This is a genomic window from Robertmurraya dakarensis (assembly GCF_900156875.1).
Taxonomy (GTDB): domain Bacteria; phylum Bacillota; class Bacilli; order Bacillales; family Cytobacillaceae; genus Robertmurraya; species Robertmurraya dakarensis.
Genome location: NZ_LT707408.1, coordinates 772,552 through 791,715 on the forward strand (window position 1 = coordinate 772,552; position 19,164 = coordinate 791,715).

General features: G+C 36.9%; 21 protein-coding genes, 1 tRNA gene and 1 pseudogene. 17 read left to right on the forward strand and 6 right to left on the reverse strand.

Features of this window, described 5'->3' with window-relative positions:
• Positions 1–223: 223 nt before the first annotated feature.
• Together CZ487_RS04885 and CZ487_RS04890 are read right to left on the reverse strand one after the other, a co-directional pair.
• Positions 224–691, reverse strand: a complete 468-nt coding sequence (locus CZ487_RS04885) for a hypothetical protein (protein WP_084783126.1) — start codon at positions 689–691, stop codon at positions 224–226.
• 25 nt (positions 692–716) lie between these two features.
• The gene (locus CZ487_RS04890; RefSeq protein WP_077211029.1) at positions 717–1,184 is read right to left on the reverse strand and encodes a DUF2243 domain-containing protein; all 468 of its coding nucleotides are present in this window, start codon (positions 1,182–1,184) and stop codon (positions 717–719) included.
• A gap of 212 nt (positions 1,185–1,396) precedes the next feature.
• Between CZ487_RS04890 and CZ487_RS04895 the strand changes: the two genes are divergently transcribed.
• The 6 genes from CZ487_RS04895 to CZ487_RS04920 all read left to right on the forward strand — a co-directional run bounded on the left by CZ487_RS04895 (position 1,397) and on the right by CZ487_RS04920 (position 6,068).
• Entirely contained in the window at positions 1,397–1,657 is a 261-nt protein-coding gene (locus tag CZ487_RS04895) for a metal-sensitive transcriptional regulator (RefSeq protein ID WP_077211030.1), read from the forward strand.
• Between the two features lie 61 nt (positions 1,658–1,718).
• Entirely contained in the window at positions 1,719–2,081 is a 363-nt protein-coding gene (locus CZ487_RS04900) for a rhodanese-like domain-containing protein (protein ID WP_077211031.1), read from the forward strand.
• A gap of 26 nt (positions 2,082–2,107) precedes the next feature.
• Positions 2,108–2,413, forward strand: a complete 306-nt coding sequence (locus tag CZ487_RS04905; protein ID WP_077211032.1) for a rhodanese-like domain-containing protein — start codon at positions 2,108–2,110, stop codon at positions 2,411–2,413.
• Between the two features lie 343 nt (positions 2,414–2,756).
• Positions 2,757–3,623: a pyrroline-5-carboxylate reductase gene (gene proC / locus CZ487_RS04910; RefSeq protein WP_077211033.1), complete on the forward strand. Its 867-nt coding sequence runs from the start codon at positions 2,757–2,759 to the stop codon at positions 3,621–3,623.
• 36 nt (positions 3,624–3,659) lie between these two features.
• Complete coding sequence (gene proB, locus CZ487_RS04915; RefSeq protein WP_077211034.1) at positions 3,660–4,793, forward strand: glutamate 5-kinase; 1,134 nt, start codon at positions 3,660–3,662, stop codon at positions 4,791–4,793.
• Positions 4,794–4,799: 6 nt separating this feature from the next.
• The gene (locus CZ487_RS04920; RefSeq protein ID WP_139339522.1) at positions 4,800–6,068 is read left to right on the forward strand and encodes a glutamate-5-semialdehyde dehydrogenase; all 1,269 of its coding nucleotides are present in this window, start codon (positions 4,800–4,802) and stop codon (positions 6,066–6,068) included.
• A 45-nt stretch (positions 6,069–6,113) separates the two neighbouring features.
• Here the strand turns inward: CZ487_RS04920 and CZ487_RS04925 are convergent, their stop codons facing one another.
• Entirely contained in the window at positions 6,114–7,370 is a 1,257-nt protein-coding gene (locus CZ487_RS04925; protein WP_077211036.1) for an ATP-binding protein, read from the reverse strand.
• A gap of 299 nt (positions 7,371–7,669) precedes the next feature.
• Here CZ487_RS04925 and CZ487_RS04930 point away from each other — a divergent pair.
• Positions 7,670–7,743: transfer RNA gene (locus CZ487_RS04930), tRNA-Gly, on the forward strand.
• Positions 7,744–7,839: 96 nt separating this feature from the next.
• On the opposite strand, the gene CZ487_RS04935 is transcribed toward CZ487_RS04930, so the two are convergent.
• Positions 7,840–8,508, reverse strand: a complete 669-nt coding sequence (locus CZ487_RS04935; RefSeq protein WP_077211037.1) for a B3/B4 domain-containing protein — start codon at positions 8,506–8,508, stop codon at positions 7,840–7,842.
• 128 nt (positions 8,509–8,636) lie between these two features.
• On the opposite strand from CZ487_RS04935, the gene queG reads away from it, so the two are divergent.
• The 6 genes from queG (at position 8,637) to yhbH (ending at position 15,998) form a co-directional block, all read left to right on the forward strand.
• Positions 8,637–9,773 (forward strand): tRNA epoxyqueuosine(34) reductase QueG, encoded by a 1,137-nt coding sequence (queG, locus tag CZ487_RS04940; RefSeq protein WP_077211038.1) that lies wholly within the window; start codon positions 8,637–8,639, stop codon positions 9,771–9,773.
• Between the two features lie 168 nt (positions 9,774–9,941).
• A complete protein-coding gene (locus CZ487_RS04945; RefSeq protein ID WP_077211039.1) occupies positions 9,942–10,829 on the forward strand; it encodes an amidase domain-containing protein in 888 nt (295 codons plus the stop codon).
• A gap of 66 nt (positions 10,830–10,895) precedes the next feature.
• Complete coding sequence (gene trmL / locus CZ487_RS04950) at positions 10,896–11,369, forward strand: tRNA (uridine(34)/cytosine(34)/5-carboxymethylaminomethyluridine(34)-2'-O)-methyltransferase TrmL (RefSeq protein ID WP_077211040.1); 474 nt, start codon at positions 10,896–10,898, stop codon at positions 11,367–11,369.
• 144 nt (positions 11,370–11,513) lie between these two features.
• A complete protein-coding gene (gene nfsA, locus CZ487_RS04955) occupies positions 11,514–12,263 on the forward strand; it encodes an oxygen-insensitive NADPH nitroreductase (protein ID WP_077211041.1) in 750 nt (249 codons plus the stop codon).
• A 398-nt stretch (positions 12,264–12,661) separates the two neighbouring features.
• Entirely contained in the window at positions 12,662–14,557 is a 1,896-nt protein-coding gene (locus tag CZ487_RS04960; RefSeq protein WP_077211042.1) for a PrkA family serine protein kinase, read from the forward strand.
• A 268-nt stretch (positions 14,558–14,825) separates the two neighbouring features.
• Positions 14,826–15,998: a sporulation protein YhbH gene (gene yhbH / locus CZ487_RS04965; RefSeq protein ID WP_077211043.1), complete on the forward strand. Its 1,173-nt coding sequence runs from the start codon at positions 14,826–14,828 to the stop codon at positions 15,996–15,998.
• Between the two features lie 64 nt (positions 15,999–16,062).
• Here the strand turns inward: yhbH and CZ487_RS04970 are convergent, their stop codons facing one another.
• Positions 16,063–16,476 carry a VWA-like domain-containing protein gene (locus CZ487_RS04970; RefSeq protein WP_077211044.1) on the reverse strand — a complete coding sequence of 138 codons (414 nt, stop codon included), beginning with the start codon at positions 16,474–16,476 and terminating at the stop codon, positions 16,063–16,065.
• 209 nt (positions 16,477–16,685) lie between these two features.
• Here CZ487_RS04970 and CZ487_RS27035 point away from each other — a divergent pair, with 209 nt between their 5' ends.
• Both CZ487_RS27035 and CZ487_RS04975 read left to right on the forward strand, forming a co-directional pair.
• The gene (locus CZ487_RS27035; protein ID WP_202617787.1) at positions 16,686–16,853 is read left to right on the forward strand and encodes a hypothetical protein; all 168 of its coding nucleotides are present in this window, start codon (positions 16,686–16,688) and stop codon (positions 16,851–16,853) included.
• Positions 16,854–16,868: 15 nt separating this feature from the next.
• A pseudogene (locus CZ487_RS04975) lies at positions 16,869–17,198 on the forward strand (redoxin domain-containing protein); the annotation flags it as partial.
• A gap of 61 nt (positions 17,199–17,259) precedes the next feature.
• Here the strand turns inward: CZ487_RS04975 and CZ487_RS27660 are convergent.
• A complete protein-coding gene (locus tag CZ487_RS27660; RefSeq protein WP_272914188.1) occupies positions 17,260–17,385 on the reverse strand; it encodes a hypothetical protein in 126 nt (41 codons plus the stop codon).
• Between the two features lie 183 nt (positions 17,386–17,568).
• On the opposite strand from CZ487_RS27660, the gene speD reads away from it, so the two are divergent.
• Both speD and CZ487_RS04985 read left to right on the forward strand, forming a co-directional pair.
• The gene (gene speD, locus CZ487_RS04980; RefSeq protein ID WP_077211046.1) at positions 17,569–18,381 is read left to right on the forward strand and encodes an adenosylmethionine decarboxylase; all 813 of its coding nucleotides are present in this window, start codon (positions 17,569–17,571) and stop codon (positions 18,379–18,381) included.
• Positions 18,382–18,537: 156 nt separating this feature from the next.
• Complete coding sequence (locus tag CZ487_RS04985) at positions 18,538–19,155, forward strand: NUDIX hydrolase (protein ID WP_077211047.1); 618 nt, start codon at positions 18,538–18,540, stop codon at positions 19,153–19,155.
• Positions 19,156–19,164: the final 9 nt, after the last annotated feature.

Sequence of the window (19,164 nt, forward strand, 5' to 3'; positions counted from 1 at the left end):
AGGTTGATTGGAACGGAAGGCACGAAGACTCCTGCGGGATGACGGGGCAGGGGAGACCCCACAGGCGCTAAGCGCCGAGGAGGCTCCCCGTACCGCCCGCGGAAAGCGAAGTGCCTGGAGTGGAAATCAACAACTCCATTTAACCAACTACTAAAAATAAAGAGCTGTCAAAGGTCAGTTACCTGACTTTTTGGACAGCCCCTTTGTAATTGGCAGGACTATACTATTCTTCTTTGGCTACTTTAATGGTTTCAGTAAATGAAACAATTTCCCCATTAATACTTAAGAATCGATGGTCATTTGTATTGAGTGTTACTTTTACCTCGTAAGTACCTGGCTTTAAATAGTCTAAGTTATAATATTGACCGTAAATTCGATTAACTTTTTTTCCATTAATAAATAAGTGTGCATGTCCTTCATTATATTTAATATCCGTGCTGCCTATTTTTTCAGGTGTAAACTGAAAGTTTTCTGTTTTAATCTTAAGCAGCCAGCTGCCAGATTGATCCTGAATGACCGACCCATTAATTGTAGGAATTGGGTATGTATCAGGTACTTCATAGGGCTGTGCATGTGCAGTTAAATGATTTGTTCCTGTAATATGACTGCTTTGATTATGAAGGTAAAGCATGACAGTGACAAAAGAAAAAATAATAATGAAGCTGAGAGATCTGTATATTTTACCATCCATACTCATTGTTCACCTTTCTGCTAATTTACACATTAAGCTGTTCCATCTTGGATCCCTTGCTTCTTTTTATTAATAAGCCAGTAATCACTAGTAGTGCACCAAATGCAAGGAAAGCAAGATCAAAAGCTAAAGCATTTGGGTCACCGGGTTTTACACGATGAATCTGAAGAAGATGGTGATTTATGATGCCTTCTACTAAGTTAAAAGTACCACCACCGATTAGGAAGCCACCAATCAATAATCTGACTCCTTTACTTAAGTTTGCTGGGTTTCCTGCAGTCCATAATAATATACCCCCTAGCACTAGAGTGATTGTCACTGCTAAATGGAATAGGCCGTCACTCACAATTTGTCCAGGCCTGTCTGTTGCCATAAATACACTATGCCATTGCAGGATCTGATGAAAGATAATTCCGTCTAGAGCTCCTAAAAATCCAAATCCCATAAGGAAACTGCCACTAGAGATTAATCCTTTTTTTGCTTTTGTACTCATAACTTATACTCCTCTAAAAAATTCTGAACATTAGTACATTTTTGCCGAATGAAGTAATTTTTATTCAATGGAAAAAGTTACAGGTTTAATTTAAGTAATTGCATCTTGAGAAGAGTTGACATTATACCTATGAGGGTATAATATTAAGCGTGTAATAAATTTTGTCTATAAACTAAATTTAAATATAAAAAACGTAAGAAAGGAGCATTCCTATGGAATATAGTGACGGAATTAAAAATAGGGTAAAGCGAATGGAAGGGCAGCTTAGAGGTATTTTAAAAATGATGGAAGAAAACAGAGAATGTAAAGATGTCATCACTCAGTTGTCAGCCGTTCGTTCAGCCGTTGATCGAACAGTTGGTTTGGTTGTTAGTACGAATCTTGTTGACTGCGTTTTGGAGGCCGATAAAAATAGGGATGAAACGGATGATATTATAAAAGAAGCTGTCAATCTATTAGTGAAAAGCAGATAATTTTTTTGTGTAAAAAAATACCCATATGCGTATTTGACAGGCAAATAGGAGGAATAATAATTTGGAATACCTAAATTATATTTTATTAGCATTAGTAGTTATTTTCTTCATTCAGCGTCTTATTCCGACGAAAGGTGTTAAAAATATATCAACAGCTGAACTAAAAGCAGAATTAAAAGATAAAAATAAGCAATTTGTCGATGTTCGAACACCAGGGGAATTTAAAGGAAATCATATTAAAGGTTTTAAGAATATTCCGTTGCAACAACTTACTACTATGGCCAACCAAGAGCTCTCAAAAGAAAAAGAGGTAGTAGTCATCTGTCAAAGTGGAATGAGAAGCCAGCAAGCAAGTAAAGTATTGAAAAAATTAGGATACACGAATATAACAAATGTCAAAGGCGGAATGAATGCCTGGAACTAATTCAACAACAACGGGGGAAGACAACTATGAAAACAATCACTGCTAAAGAAGTAGAAACTCTATTAAATGAAGGAAGATCACTAAATATCATTGATGTGCGAGAGGTTGATGAGGTAGCAGCAGGGAAAATACCTGGGGCTGTAAATATTCCACTAGGACTCTTAGAGTTTCGTATGCATGAGTTAGATAAATACAATAAGTATATCATTGTTTGTCGTTCTGGGGGCAGAAGCAGCCAAGCAGTTGGGTTTCTCGAAAGCTATGGATATGCTGTTACGAATATGACGGGCGGCATGATGTCATGGGAAGGCCGAGTTCAATCAGGAAACTAATTAATAAGTTAATTTGCACTTATTAAAGTTGACAAAAAAGGGACCTTTGGGTTCCTTTTTTTGCTTAAATAAAGATTTCTTAGTTAAAAATAAATGTTCCAGTTAATACCAATTTATTGGAAGATAACTAGCGAAATTATTTGAAAATTAGCCTTTATACAGAGTATTCAGGCTTGAGAAGGGATGAGGAGAGTATAAATATCATTGGTAGCGTTTTCACTAACTAATTGGAGCTTATGCACATGAATTTTTTAAAAGCCCTTGAATATGATTCCGATCGTGTTAAGATAAAAAGGCATTATAAAAACACGAACAAAAATACGAACAGATGTGGAGAGATGGCATGTTAGATCATACAACAATTGCTTTTTTAGGCGCAGGATCCATGGCAGAGGCAATGATTTCAGGAATCGTAAATAAAGGCGTTGTTCCAAACCAAAAAATTTTTGCGACTAATAGAAAGAACAAAGAAAGACTTAAAGAGTTAGAAATGAATTATGGAATAAAAGGGATTCATCAAGAAAACATTCCTTTTGATCAAATAGATATTTTTGTACTAGCAATGAAACCGAAGGATGTCGGTAATGCACTATCATCATTAAAAAACTCAATAAAGCCCAATCAACTAATTTTATCCGTTCTAGCTGGTGTTACAACCTCTTTTATAGAAGCTCAACTTCACGAAGGCCAGCAAGTAGTACGTGTAATGCCAAATACATCTAGTATGGTTGGAGAGTCCGCAACAGCAATTTCCCCTGGCACATACACCACTGCCAAAAATGTTCACATTTCAGAGCGATTACTCCAAAGTATTGGAGAGGTATATACAATTGAGGAAAGTAAAATGGATATTTTCACTGGTTTAGCAGGAAGTGGTCCGGCATACTTTTATTATTTGATGGAGCATATGGAACAGGCCGGATTTAAGGCAGGATTAGATGAAAAAACAACCCGTAGTATTATTGCACAGACGGTAATGGGTGCAGCAAAGATGGTTCTGGAAAAGGAAGAGAAACCGGAAGAATTGCGTATAAAGGTGACTTCACCAAATGGAACAACTGCGGCTGGATTAGATGCATTAAACCAAAATGGCGGTGGTTACGCGATAGCTCAGGCGGTGCTAAGTGCTGCCAAGCGTTCTAGTGAGATTAGTGAGCAGTTTGAGACCTCAGAACATGAGGATGTTAAAGAAGAAGTAGTTAATAAATAATATATTTTTAATTTAAGAAATTGCAGGAGTGATTGAATGATACCGGCTGATGATAAAAATAAAAGAATTGTGATAAAAATAGGAAGCAGTTCTTTAACAAGCAGGCATGGGGAAATAAGCCGACGTAAGCTAGAAAAACTCTCAGATGAAGTTGTTTTATTAAAGGATGAAGGATACGAGGTGGTTCTTGTTTCCTCGGGAGCAGTTGCAGCTGGTTATCGTAAATTGGGCCTTATTGATCGGCCAGAATCGTTACCTGAAAAACAAGCTGCTGCTTCTATTGGGCAGGGGCTGTTAATGGAAGCTTACTCTGATTTATTTATTTCACACGGTTATGTGGCTTCCCAAATTCTCATTACCAAAAGTGATTTTTCTGATGAGTACCGGTATAACAATGTTCGAAACACCATTAATGTTTTACTTGAAAGAGGGATCATCCCTATTGTAAATGAAAACGACACCGTTACCGTAGATCGGTTGAAATTCGGTGATAATGATACGTTAGCTGCAAAGGTGGCTGGATTGGTTGAAGCAGATCAGTTGATCATTTTATCTGACATCGATGGACTTTATGACTCTGATCCGAATACCAATGAAAATGCTAAGCTGCTAGAAAAGGTTTATGAAATTACAGATGATATCGAAAATGCTGCAGGGGACTCTGGAAGCGAAGTAGGAACAGGCGGTATGAAGTCAAAGATTGAAGCTGTAAAAATCGCCATGGCCGCAGGGATATCAACCTTCCTGGGGAAAGCCAGCATTTCAAATATTCTTGTTGATGCTGTTAATGAGGAAGCTAGAGGAACTTATTTTATCGTAAATGCTGAAAGTAAAAATTTAAATCGAAAGAAACAATGGATCGCCTTTAATTCTGGTCCAGAGGGCGAGTTATTAATAGATAATTTGGTAAAAGAAGCAATTACCAAACAAAAAAGAGGCATCTTGCTTTCAGATGTTTTAAAAAGTAAGGGGAGTTTTGAAAAAGGATCCGTTATTACAATTATCGATCCAGAAGGTGAAAAGGTCGGGCTTGGTGTCGTCAATTATTCTGCTAATGAATTAAAGAATTTATGCAGGTATTCAGCTGAGAGTCTAAAAAACAAAGCAATCGTTGTCGACATAGAAGGTCTTGTGTGCGAAATAGAACTAAATAGCCTGGCGGGAGTTTAAGGGAGGATTACTATGTCAACTGCTACTGAAAAATCAACTGTTGAGCTGCAAGCGATAAAAGCAAAACGAGCAGCCAAAGCAGTGAGTCTTTTAACTACAGATGAAAAAAATGAAGCTCTTCTTTATATAGCAAAAGAGTTAGCTGATAATAGCGAAAGAATTCTAGAAGCGAATAATGAGGATTTAGAATCTGCACGACGAGCTGGTTACGACGAAGCATATTTAGATCGATTAGCACTTACAAAGACAAGAATAGTTGAATTCTCCGAAGGATTAAAACAAGTAGCTGATCTTTCTGACCCAATCGGGGATGTCTTGTCCAATTGGACTTTGGAAAATGGGCTGGAAGTTGAAAAAGTTAGGGTCCCTTTAGGGGTAATTGGAATGATCTACGAAGCGCGTCCTAATGTAACTGTCGATGCAACTGGCCTTGCCTTAAAATCTGGTAATGCGATCGTTTTAAAAGGGGGATCTTCTGCGTTAAACACCAATAAAATGATTGTTGAAATCATCAAGGCAGCATTGGAAAAAACAAAAATCCCGGCAGATGCTGTTCAATTTATCGCAAGCACAGACCGGGAAGCAACACAGGAACTGTTTACGATGAAGGAACATATTGATGTCCTAATCCCCCGTGGTGGCGGAGCTTTAATTAAGGCAGTAGTAGAAAATGCCACAGTTCCGGTTCTAGAAACAGGTGTTGGAAATTGTCATTTATATATTGATAAAGAAGCAGATCCGAAAAAGGCAATGGAAATTATGGTTAATGCAAAGACAGACCGGCCTGCTGTCTGTAACGCATTAGAGACTCTAATTGTTCATAATGAATGGTTGAAACTTCATCAAGAATTACTTATAGAAACATTAGAAAAACACAAAATTGCAGTAAATGGTGATAACCAAATTGTCAGCTTAATTCCTGGATCAAAATTAGCAGACGAAAATGATTGGGCAAACGAATATTTAAGGCTAGAAATTGCGATCAAAACAGTAAATTCTTTAGATGAAGCGATTGAACATATAGAAATTTACGGTACAAAGCATTCCGAAGCGATCATTACGGAAAATAAAGAAGCCGCTTCGAAGTTTATGAAGCTGGTTGACGCTTCTGCGGTATATCATAATGCTTCTACCAGGTTTACAGACGGTGGAGCACTAGGCTTTGGTGCTGAGATTGGCATTTCTACTCAAAAATTACATGCAAGAGGTCCAATGGGGCTTCCAAGTTTAACGACAATAAAATTAATGATGAACGGAAATGGGCAAGTAAGATAAATTAAAAAGGTAGCGCAGGGAGACCTGCTCTACCTTTTTAATTTCTCACTGCTCTTTATAGATTGGAAACGTAAGGTAGACAGTTGTTCCAACATGTTCTTCACTCGAAACTCTTACAGCTCCTCCCATTCCTTCTACAATTTTAAAAACGACCATCATTCCTAGACCTGTACCTTTTTGATCCTTCAAAGAAAAATAGGGTTCGCCTAACCTGGCAATATGTTGAGGGCTCATACCATATCCGGTGTCTGTTATATGAATCAGTATGGAAGTATCTGTGGAAGACGTAAGGATAGACAATGTTCCTCCGTTTGGCATAGCTTCGATCGCATTTTTACAGACATTTAAAAGAACCTGGCGAAATTTATGAGGATCGCCCATAATTTTACCTGAATGGAAAAAAGCTTTATAGACTTCAACATCGTTTTTTAAAGCTAAGGGAGTTATAATTTCTTTGCATTTCTCTATTTCTTCTTCTATTCCAAATACTATTTGTTTTTCTTGATGGGGTTTTGCAAAAGTTAAGTAATCGTTAATAATATTTGATGCGCGCGTTGTCTCCTCAAGAGCGAGTGAAGAATATGTCTTTATATTTTCAGGAATTTTTTGATCTTCTAAGATTAATTGAAGAAAACCTTTCACTGCTGTCAGAGGATTACGGACTTCATGGCTGATGCTGGCTGCAAGATGACTAACAATTTCCATTTTTTCATATTTTACCGCTTCTAATTGCAGTACGTATATTGTGCGCAGTATTTCTAATAAATAGGAAACAAAATAGGTAGATAAAGACAATATAAATGCGTACGTTCCATAATGAATAAAATCAATAAAATCATAATAAATTGCTGGAAGCAGAAACCCGATTATAGAGTATCCCAAAGCGAGAATTGTAGTGACGGCAAGTCTCCAGCGCATGTGTTTATTAAAGAACTTATCCGACATTTTTATAATAATTGTGGAAAAGAGGATGACTAGCAAAATGGTTAACCAGATACCATCACCACCCAGCGGTATACGGATTGAAACGAGTGTGATGGCGAGTCCAATGGTTACATATTTTCCGCCGTAAAGACCTCCTAATAAGAAGGGGATAAAACGTAAATCATAGATAAAGTGTTCGTCTATAGGAACAGAAAGTAAGATACATTGGATAATAGCTGCTGATGATAGTAGAAAGATGTGAGTTTTTCGGTATTTAATTTGGAGTGAAGTATGTTTTTTCCACAGCAGCATATTTGCTAAAAGTATCAGGAGAAGGATAAAAAGAAGATTGATTAGCAATCCTGTCAACAAAACCATAGAAACATCTCCTATTAATTCGAAGGTAGCGATTGCCATTATTTTATCGTATTAAGAAGATTTTGACAACAATACGGATGTTTTTACAAAATAGACGCGTTAATTGTCGAACTGAATAAAAGATAGTCAGTTTGTTAAGCTAAATGTCGGAATGTTATGAAAAATAATAAACCGGTTGACGTTAAAGAATTGAGATGATATAGTAAACATTGTTGTTGCACTAATATATTGCATATGTGATTGTAGTCGTAATACAATGAGGGCATTAGATAAGATTAAAAAGTAAAAAAATTATATATGCGGGTGTAGTTTAATGGTAAAACCACAGCCTTCCAAGCTGTTGTCGTGGGTTCGATTCCCATCACCCGCTCCAATACATAGGCAACGCAGTATTTCGTTTCGAAATGAACGAGGTATTGCGTTTTTTAATTTCAAAAAAAATCGGCTCTAATTTGCCGATTCATGAATTCTAACATTTTATAATTGAGTAGCGGCCATTGCCACCATGAAGCTGTATAAACATATTCATTAAGGAGAGTACCATCTGCTCTGCATCTTCGTCCTTCATAGACGGTCTCAAGTACACGATATGGATGGCTTGTGTCGTCTCATTGCTAACCGCGCTTCTCTTTGAATCAACAAAAGGACTGCCAAAAGGACCCTGTTGATCAGCCGAAACGATTAGGCTTTCTAAACTATTCATTCTTCCGTTTAAACCTAAGTATTCTTCTCCTTGGTCTCCTGCTCTTATCATCAAATCGCCTTCTAATGAATTCATATCATAGATGCCTAAAGGGATTTGGTATTGCAGTGAGAAAAAATTATTTAAATCAATTGCACTGTTCACAGGGGTTAGAAAATTATGTTTCTGAACCCGTCTGTACATCGCCTCGGCCGAATGTCGATAACGGTTAGGGTCTTTGCCAAGTGCTTTAAATAACGATCTCCACTCTGAAATACCTTCCAATGATGTAACGGTCTTATCTTCAAGTTCAAAATATAGGGACTCTTGAAATAGCTGCAGACGGCCCTTAAGCATTTGCGGGGACTCAGCCACTTCAATATTTTCGTATTGTATGATACCGATCTTAAAATTGGATATCCTGGAGCAAATATGCGGTGATATCATAACTTCCAATCATTCCACCTCCAAAAACAACTGAAAATAGTTTATCATAATAATGGTTGTTTTGATAATTAAGTGAAACTCGAAACACAAATACTTTCACTTATATAGATCACTTGATAGGAAAGGAGGGAATTGCTATGAATATTAATCAATTAAAGGAAGAAATTATTCAATACAGTAAGAGTATCGGAATTGATAAAATTGGTTTTACGACCGCAGCAACCTTTGATGAATTAAAAAATCGACTGCTTCGTCAACAAGAGCTTGGATACCAATCCGGTTTCGAAGAACAGGATATCGAAAAAAGAGTAGATCCTGCACGTTTGTTGGAAGAACCAAGGTCTATTATTGCTATTGCTTTGGCATATCCGTCAAAAATGAATGGAAGAGTCGAGAGCAAAAAAGGAGAACGAAGAGGGATTTTCTGTCGTGCTTCCTGGGGATTGGATTATCATCATATCGTCAGAGATCGTCTTAATAAGCTGGAAGAGTTTATTGTTTCTAAGGTACCCGAAGCGAGGTTAAAATCCATGGTCGACACAGGAGAGCTTTCAGACAGGGCGGTAGCAGAAAGAGCTGGGATTGGCTGGAGCGGCAAGAACTGTGCGATTATTACGCCTGAATTTGGTTCATATGTTTATTTAGGAGAAATGATCACCAATCTGCCGTTTGCTCCCGACGAACCAATGGAAGATCGCTGCGGAGAATGCCGCAAATGCCTTGATGCCTGCCCGACGGGAGCATTAGTTCAAGGAGGACAAATCAATGCGAAGCGCTGCGTTGCTTTCCTAACACAGACGAAAGACTTTGTGCCAGATGAATTTCGCGAAAAGCTGGGTAATCGTATTTACGGTTGTGATTCCTGTCAGACTGCTTGTCCTGAAAATAAAGGAAAGAATTTTCATTTTCATGAAGAAATGGAGGCTGATCCCGAAACCGTAAAGCCTTTACTTAAGCCGCTGCTAAGGATAAGTAATCGTGAGTTCAAAGAAAAGTACGGATCATTGTCCGGATCATGGAGAGGGAAAAAACCAATACAGCGTAACGCTGTTATAGCACTTGCGCATTTTAAAGACGATACAGCAATTGAAGAGCTGACATATGTGATGAACGAGGATCCAAGACCAGTCCTTCGTGGAACAGCTGCTTGGGCACTCGGGAAAATTGGTGGATCTATAGCAGAGGAAGAACTTCAAAGAGCTCAAAGCGTAGAAAAAGATGCAGAAGTATTAAAAGAGATTGAAAAGGGATTATCGTTACTCGTAAAAAAGTAAGAGCATTTTTGTTCTTGCTTTTTTTTGTAGAAGCAGTAATTTCTATATATATTTAATGAATCAGAAATGACATCGCTCTCCCCATTGTTGACGGAAAATCCTGTTTTTCTATTATATGCAAATTCAGCACTTCTTTTACATATGCATGAAGGGAAAGGAGTGTTGATCATGCGAGAGCAATTGCAGGAATTATTAGTGAACCGAGTGAATCAATGTGTGACAAATACAAGAAATAATAAGTTTACGTGTGACAAAATTGAGAATAAAAAGGAATGTCTATTAAAAAGACAAGGAGAAATTATAAAGGCGAAAGCAACAGGACAAATTGAACGGAAGGAATCAGAGGACGATATTGAAAAGGTCTATTATAACACTCATTTTCAATATTTAATTAAACACAAGCAGCATATCTATCTGGAAGAGGAAATTGAGAAAAGGGTAGCAGAGTTCTATAAGAATGTTCTTGTTGATGACCGGGAGTTGAATCCATATCAGCATGCAAATATCGGAGCGATGGATGATCTAAATGACAATTTGATAGAAGAAGAGAATGATGAGCGGGTTTCATTTGTCTATAACCGGTTAGATGCTGTAAAATACGCCGAAAGATGGTGGAATGATTATAATCCGCAATTTAAGAAATTTGATGTGGACTGCACGAATTATATTTCTCAATGTCTCCATGCTGGAAATGCTCCAATGAGAGGCTATCCCAGCCGAAGCAAAGGGTGGTGGATGAGAAATAATAATTGGAGTTTTAGCTGGTCTGTTGCCAATTCTTTAAGATGGTATTTACCAGGCGCTAAGATTGGCCTCAGAGGTCAAGAAGTAAAGGATGCTGCGGAGTTAGAATTGGGTGATGTGATTTGCTACGATTTTGAAGGAGACGGCCGTTATGACCATACGACAATTGTTACAGGTAAGGATTCTGATGGAATGCCCCTAGTGAATGCTCATACATTTAATAGCAGAAAGCGTTATTGGGCATATGAAGATTCAACAGCCTACACTCCGAATATTAAATATAAGTTTCTTCATATCGTCGATGATAGGTAAAGCATTTTTATGCTGAAAAAAGAGTGGTATAATAGCTTCTATAGTTAAACATAGAGGTGAAAAAGAGTGGCCATCCACATCGTTTTATATCAGCCAGAAATTCCGGCAAACACAGGAAACATTGCTCGAACTTGTGCAGCTACCGATACTACGCTGCATCTAATACATCCACTTGGCTTTTCAACAGATGATAAAAGGCTAAAGAGAGCAGGACTCGATTATTGGGAATATGTTCATATCGTTTATTATAATTCCTTAGATGAATTTTTTGAAAAGACACAAGGAGGAGAGGTTTTTTACTTAACAAAGTTTGGTTCTAAGCCTCATACTGCCTTTGATTATAGCAGCCAAGATAAAGATTATTATTTTATGTTCGGCAAAGAAACAACTGGCCTTCCAAAGGAGTTGTTAGCGCAGCATCAAGAGCGCTGTCTAAGGATTCCGATGAATGACCAAGTGCAGTCCATAAATTTATCCAATTCAGCTGCAATTTTAATATATGAAGCGCTGCGTCAGCAGAACTATCCTAATTTAAAATGATAATAATAAGAATCTTGATAGGCTCCTATCGAGATTCTTGTTTTTTTGGTAAAAAGCTCGAGAGAAGTTTCACCTTATTTACATTTTTCTGATTTATTACTATAGTAATGAAGAGAAGAGAAAGTAAAAGAGAGGAAGTCAAACATGAATAACGTTATTGAAACAATCCTTAATCATCGTTCAATTCGAAGTTTTGAAGATCAGCTTTTGACAGCTGAGCAAATTGAAGCCATCGTTGAAAGCGCACAAGCGGCATCTACTTCAAGCTATATCCAAGCTTATTCCATCATCGGGGTGACGGACAAAGAAATTAAGAAAAAACTAGCAGAAATTGCAGGAAATCAATCTTATGTTGAGAACAATGGTCATTTCTTCGTTTTCTGTGCGGACTTATATCGTCATACTGTTGCTGGCGAAATGGAAGATCAGTCTGTTGACACATCGCTAGAGAGTACGGAAAAGTTTATGGTAGGACTAATCGATGCAGCTTTAGCAGCGCAAAATGCAGCGATCGCTGCAGAATCAATGGGTCTTGGAATTTGCTATATTGGAGGTATTCGCAATAACTTAAATGAGGTTACAGAATTATTGAAAACTCCTGAAAGAGTCATACCGCTTTTTGGTCTAGCTGTTGGGGTTCCGAAGAAATCTTCCAGTAAAAAGCCTCGTCTTCCTATGAAGCATATCTATCATGAAAATACATATGAGCAGAATCAAGAGCTGTATCGTGAACAATTAGAAAGTTACAATGATACGATTTCAAATTATTATTCCGAAAGAACGGCTGGAAAACGAAATGATACGTGGACAGGTCAAATGGTTGGCATGTTAGATAAAAAATCACGTTTATATATGAAAGAGTTCGTAGAAAGCAAAAAAATGAATTTAAGATAAATAATAAAAAAAGCTGCTGATAAGATATCGGCAGCTTTTGCTTGTCCATTCCTAAAAAAGAATTTCTTATTTATTTGCACCAGGCTTATCGTTGTAACCAGCAGTAAAGATGGCAGATAAAAATGCAACCATAACAGCAAGGATTATAACTAATTTCATTATGTATGCCTCCTTATTTTTTTATCTATCAACATAATCAAAAAACTCCATTTAACTTTATTATAGCTTATAACGGTTTGAGTGTGAATCTCTGATGATGGATTTTTTTTGACATTGTTATGTTACAAGCAAATTACATTGGTTTAAGAGAAAAAACTAACCTCCGTTTACGCATGTTCACATAATGGCGTGCATAGATTATATTAATCGTCTCTGATCAAGCTACAGGGGAGGTCCATATGGATATATTAAAAAAGATTGAGTCACACAGACACGAAGAAGAGAAGTTGAGATGGGAAGGGACTTTTGCGGAGTACTTGGAGATTATTAAAGAAAAGCCATGGGTTGCACAGTCAGCACATTCACGCGTTTACAATATGATTAAGGATGCTGGGGTAGAGGAAGTTGATGGAAAAAAGCGTTATAAGTTTTTTGGTACTCAATTGTTTGGGCTAGAAGAAGCGCTTGAGAAATTAGTGGAAGAATATTTTCACCCAGCTGCTAAAAGGTTAGACGTACGTAAGAGAATTCTCTTATTAATGGGTCCTGTCAGTGGAGGTAAGTCTACTTTAGTTGCGATGCTAAAAAGAGGATTAGAGACGTATGCTCGTACAGATAGAGGGGCGATATTTGCCATTAAAGGATGTCCCATGCATGAGGATCCGCTGCATCTTATTCCACATCATTTACGCCAAGATTTTTATGATGAATATGGAATTCGAATCGAGGGGAATTTATCACCGTTAAATACGATGCGCCTAGAGCAGGAATATGGCGGTAGAATTGAGGATGTTATTGTTGAAAGGATCTTCTTCTCCGAGGATAAGAGGGTGGGGATTGGAACGTTTAGTCCATCAGACCCTAAATCTCAGGATATTGCGGATTTAACAGGAAGCATTGACTTCTCAACTATTGCAGAATATGGATCTGAGTCAGATCCAAGAGCTTATCGCTTCGATGGAGAACTAAATAAAGCGAACCGCGGGATGATGGAGTTCCAAGAGATGTTGAAATGTGATGAGAAATTCTTGTGGCATTTATTATCTCTAACGCAGGAAGGTAATTTCAAGGCGGGAAGGTTTGCGCTTATATCTGCTGATGAACTTATTGTTGCTCACACAAATGAAACAGAATATCGTTCTTTTATCTCAAATAAGAAAAATGAAGCTCTTCATTCACGTATTATCGTGATGCCTGTACCATACAACTTAAAGGTAAGTGAAGAGGAAAGAATCTATGAAAAAATGATTCGTGAAAGTGATGTGGCCGATGTTCACATTGCACCGCATACCTTGAAGGTTGCAGCAATGTTTACGATTCTAACTCGCTTAAAAGAGCCGAAAAAAGGCGATATTGACTTAGTTAAGAAAATGCGGCTATATGATGGTCAAAATGTAGAAGGCTTTAATTCTGCGGATTTAGCTGAACTAAAGAAAGAATATACAGATGAAGGAATGAGCGGAATTGACCCAAGATATGTCATTAACCGAATTTCTTCAACGATTATTCGAAAAGAAATGTCTTCCATTAATGCTTTAGATGTACTGCGTTCTTTGAAAGAAGGACTGGATCAACATCCGTCCATTACAGATGAACTGCGCGAACGCTATTTGAACTTTATTTCTGTAGCTCGCAGAGAGTATGATGATATTGCTAAGAAAGAAGTTCAAAAGGCATTCGTTTATTCTTATGAAGAATCAGCAAAAACTCTTATGGATAATTATCTCGATAATGTCGAAGCTTATTGCAATAAGGTTAAGCTTCGTGACCCATTAACAGGGGAAGAGATCAATCCAGACGAAAAGCTTATGCGTTCTATTGAAGAACAAATTGGTATTTCTGAGAATGCAAAAAAAGCGTTTCGTGAAGAAATCCTTATTCGAATCTCAGCTTATGCTAGAAAAGGAAAAAGGTTTGACTACAACTCTCATGACCGCCTGAGAGAGGCCATTCAGAAAAAGCTATTTGCCGATTTAAAAGATGTGGTGAAGATTACTACATCTACAAAAACACCGGATGAGCAGCAATTGAAGAAGATTAATGAAGTAGTTGCACGATTAATTGATGAACATGGTTATAATTCTACATCTGCGAATGAGTTATTACGTTATGTAGGCAGCTTACTAAATCGATAGTCCACTACAATTGGGGCTGGCAGATTACCTGTCAGTCCTTTTAACATCATGTATTTATTATTAAGTACGCAAAATATAATTTTTATAGTAGATAGTGATATATTTGCGTCTATTTGTCTAAATAATTTGTAAATTATTTGAATCACTCGCATAGGATAAAGTAATAAACAATTTATTATCATTGTTTATGCACCCGCGATATTGTATGCAGTTCAATTGGAAAGTGTGCATTCTAAAAATTTAAAAAACATTTTAAGGAGGGGTTTGAATGTCTGATGCAAATAACCATCAATTTGTCATTTCGAGAGAAGATTGGTCCCTCCACCGAAAAGGCCATGATGATCAACAACGACACCAGGAAAAGGTTCAGGAAGCAATCAAAAATAATTTACCAGATCTAGTAACAGAAGAAAGTATTGTAATGTCGAATGGTAGAGAAGTAGTAAAGATCCCAATTCGCTCATTGGACGAATATAAAATCCGCTATAATTACGACAAAAACAAACATGTTGGCCAAGGGGATGGAGATAGCCAAGTTGGGGATGTTGTTGCGCGAGATGGCTCAGGTGATCCAAAAGGACCGGGGAAAGGTCAAGGTGCAGGAGATCAGGCAGGTGACGATTATTTCGAAGCAGAAGTATCCTTAATGGATATCCAGGAAGCATTATTCAAGGAATTGGAACTTCCAAATTTAAAGAAGAAGGAACAAGACAACATTGTCATTGAGGATGTTGAATTTAATGACATCCGGAAAACAGGTTTAATGGGGAATATCGATAAGAAGAGAACGATGATGTCAGCCTTTAAACGAAATGCAATGACAGGTAAAGCGGCTTTTCATCCAATTTATCGAGAAGACTTAAAATTTAAAACATGGAATGAAGTCGTTAAACCTGAATCCAAAGCTGTTGTTCTTGCGATGATGGACACGAGTGGTTCTATGGGGATCTGGGAAAAGTATATGGCACGCAGCTTCTTTTTCTGGATGACAAGATTTCTGCGTACTAAGTATGAAACGGTTGAAATTGAATTTATTGCACATCATACGGAAGCGAAGGTTGTGAGTGAGGAAGACTTTTTCTCAAAAGGTGAAAGCGGTGGAACGATTTGTTCTTCAGCATACCGTAAAGCATTAGAATTAATCGAAGCTAAATATAGCCCATCGCGCTATAATATTTATCCGTTCCATTTTTCAGATGGTGACAATTTAACATCAGATAATGCTCGATGTGTAAAATTAGTAGAAGAATTAATGAAGGTATCCAATATGTTTGGATATGGAGAAGTAAATCAGTATAACCGCCACTCGACCCTCATGTCCGCGTATAAAAACATCAAAAATGAAGACTTCCGATACTATATCCTCAAGCAAAAAGCCGATGTATTCCATGCCATGAGAAGCTTCTTTAAGAAAGAAGAAGAAGGTAAAGTATTAGCTTAGCCAATACGATAGGTGCAAAGCACCTATCGTATTTTTCTGAGTGAAATGGTTTTTATTTTCTTTACTAAGAGGCGACTTTAATAGCTCTGCCAAATGGAACCTTTGGCAAGTATTCATCAGGGACAAGCCAAAACATTTCATAGTTGACTCTATCCATCTCCTCACTAAAGTAGCCGGTTACATCGGTAATATAAAATAATGTATCAATCTTCTCTTGTTCAGCCCATTCAAGCACTAATGTGTACGAGGATTTCCCGTGTGAGTAATATTTAATACTGTCCGCTTTAACTGGAGTGATGCTTCTAATTTTATAGTCAGCTTGAACAAGGATAGTATCTGGTTTAACCGTTTCAAACAGTTTTACAATATTATTAATCACAATCGTTTGAACATCCTTGGTTGAAGTGTCAACTGCCAGGGCAATTTTTTTTCCTTGGCGTTCCTGGATCATGGATAATATCTTCTTTTGCCACTTCACTTAGATCAACCCCCTTATCAAATAACAACAGTACTTATTTTACTTTTGAAGGAGCTGGATTATTATAAAATTTAGAGGAATTTTTATAATGAATTCATCGAAGTTGATAATAATCTGTTTTTTTCTGTTGAATGAACAGAAAAATTGCCATACAATTGTAGGTGAAGTAAGGAGCATGATTGCTGAAAAATCATGATAAGGAGCACAATATGAAGCAAAAATTATTATTCCTATTGCTCATTTCAGTCATATTATTAACGGCATGTGGGCAAACAAAATTGGAAGAACAAATTACACTATTAGATCAAAGTGAAAATGAAGTGACGTTCCCTACTGAAAAACCGGCACTATTCTTTTTCATCACTACCTACACCTGAGGCCTTTGCCAACAGCAGCTAGTTCAGCTGCATAGTCAAATCGATAAGTTAGAAGATCTTGATGTAGAAATGTATATTATAAGCAATGATTTGCCTGAAGAACAAGTACAATTATACAATGATCTAGAACATTATTTCGGCTACAGCGTAACGTTTGTATCCGATCCAGACATGAAGTTAATTGAAATCTTGGGGATGGATAATACGGAGTCTGCTTATCGAGGATACGCATTAATGGATGAGGAAGGTAAGGTCATTTTTAATAGCAAAAATGACTACTGGGGAGACCAGTTTGATCAAACAGTAGAAGAAATCAAAGAGGAATATGCTAAATTAACAAAGTAAAATGGTTAGAAAAATCGCAGGGTAAGCATCTGCGATTTTTTCTTTTCCAAAAAATACATTACTAGTTTTTCATATCTTTTTTAGTCATATCGCTGCGAATATTAATATCCTTTGAAAACTCGGTATCATTTTTCTTGTTATTAGGATACTTGTTTTGACGTTCGCGGTTGTCATTTTTATTGGTCATGTAATAATCTCTCCTTTAATATCAATTCACGGTTATTATGTGCAATTTTCTGGGGAATATAAAACATGTTTACTTGTCTGGATATAGAGTATGTAACTTATTCCACCTTTTTTTATGAGGAATAGATTCATGTTTAATAATAATCATAAGAATAAGGAACATATCAAATAAAGGGGATCTAAAATGAACCTAACTCCAAAGCAAATCGTCCAATTACATGGATTTAATAACCTGACAAAATCATTATCCTTTAATATGTATGATATTTGTTATACAAAGACGAGAGAAGAAAGAGAAGCTTACCTTGCTTATATTGATGAACAGTATAATGCGGAGAGGTTAACGAATATTTTAAGTAATGTTACGGATATCATTGGTGCACATATCTTAAATGTTGCCAAACAGGACTTTGAGCCGCAAGGTGCTAGTGTAACGATTTTAGTTTCAGAAGCGCCGGTTGATGAAAAACAGGTCGAGGCCTTTGAGGAATCGCCTGGCCCAATTCCGGGATCGGTTGTTGCTCAATTAGATAAGAGCCACATAACCGTTCATACTTACCCTGAATTTCATCCTGATGAAGGGATTAGTACATTTCGTGCAGATGTTGATGTTTCGACATGCGGGGAAATTTCGCCATTAAAGGCGTTAAATTATTTAATTCATTCCTTTGAAACGGATGTTATGACAATGGACTATCGCGTTAGAGGCTTTACACGAGATGTAAACGGACATAAAATATTTATCGACCATGAAATTAATTCTATACAAAATTATATACCTGATGAAGTAAAGAAGTTATACGATATGATCGATGTAAATGTGTATCAGGAAAATATTTTTCATACGAAATGTAAATTGAAACAATTTGATTTAGATAACTATTTGTTTGGGTACTCGAAAAAGTCATTGTCAACAGAAGAGCAAATTTCGATTACAGATAAATTAATTGGTGAAATGGAAGAAATATTCTATGGGAAAAATATGATAAATCATTAACAAATTATGATTAATAAATGTGCACTTAGTTAATGCCGGATCTCAGAAGAGGTTTGGCATTTTTTTTGAATAAAGTTGATTTCTTTCTAAATAATCCAAAAACGCGCTATAATGATAATAATAGAAGCACTAAAAGAGAATAGTAAGGGGGAAAACATGGACATTCAAAAACTGCAACAAATCCTTTCTAATCGAAAGAGAACAATGCTAGGAAGTGAACGGTATTCAAAGTTTGCTGTCCTCGTGCCTATTGTTGAAATGAATAATGAGTTAAATATTTTGCTGGAAGTTCGTTCATATCAATTAAGAAGGCAGCCTGGAGAAATTTGTTTTCCGGGTGGAAAAATAGATCAAACAGACAGGGACGAACAGCACACTGCCATCCGTGAAACATCAGAGGAACTAGGGGTGTTAGAAAAGGATATTATCCATGTTTCGCCTCTAGATTATATGGTTAACCCGTTTGATGCAATTATTTACCCCTACGTTGGCACTATCAAAGATCCCTCTCGCATCACACCTAATCCTGCGGAAGTAGCGGAAGTTTTCACCATACCGTTATCTCATCTAAAAAACATGAAACCTGAAACGTATAAAATTAACTTCAAAGTTGAACCAGAAGAGAACTTCCCGTTTGATCAAATCATTGGAGGAGAGAAATATAAATGGAGACCTAGTATTTTAGATGAGCATTTCTATTTCTATGAAGGTAAGGTTATTTGGGGTTTAACAGCCAGAATACTAAGTCATTTTATTGAATTAATTAAAAAATAAATCTGCAAA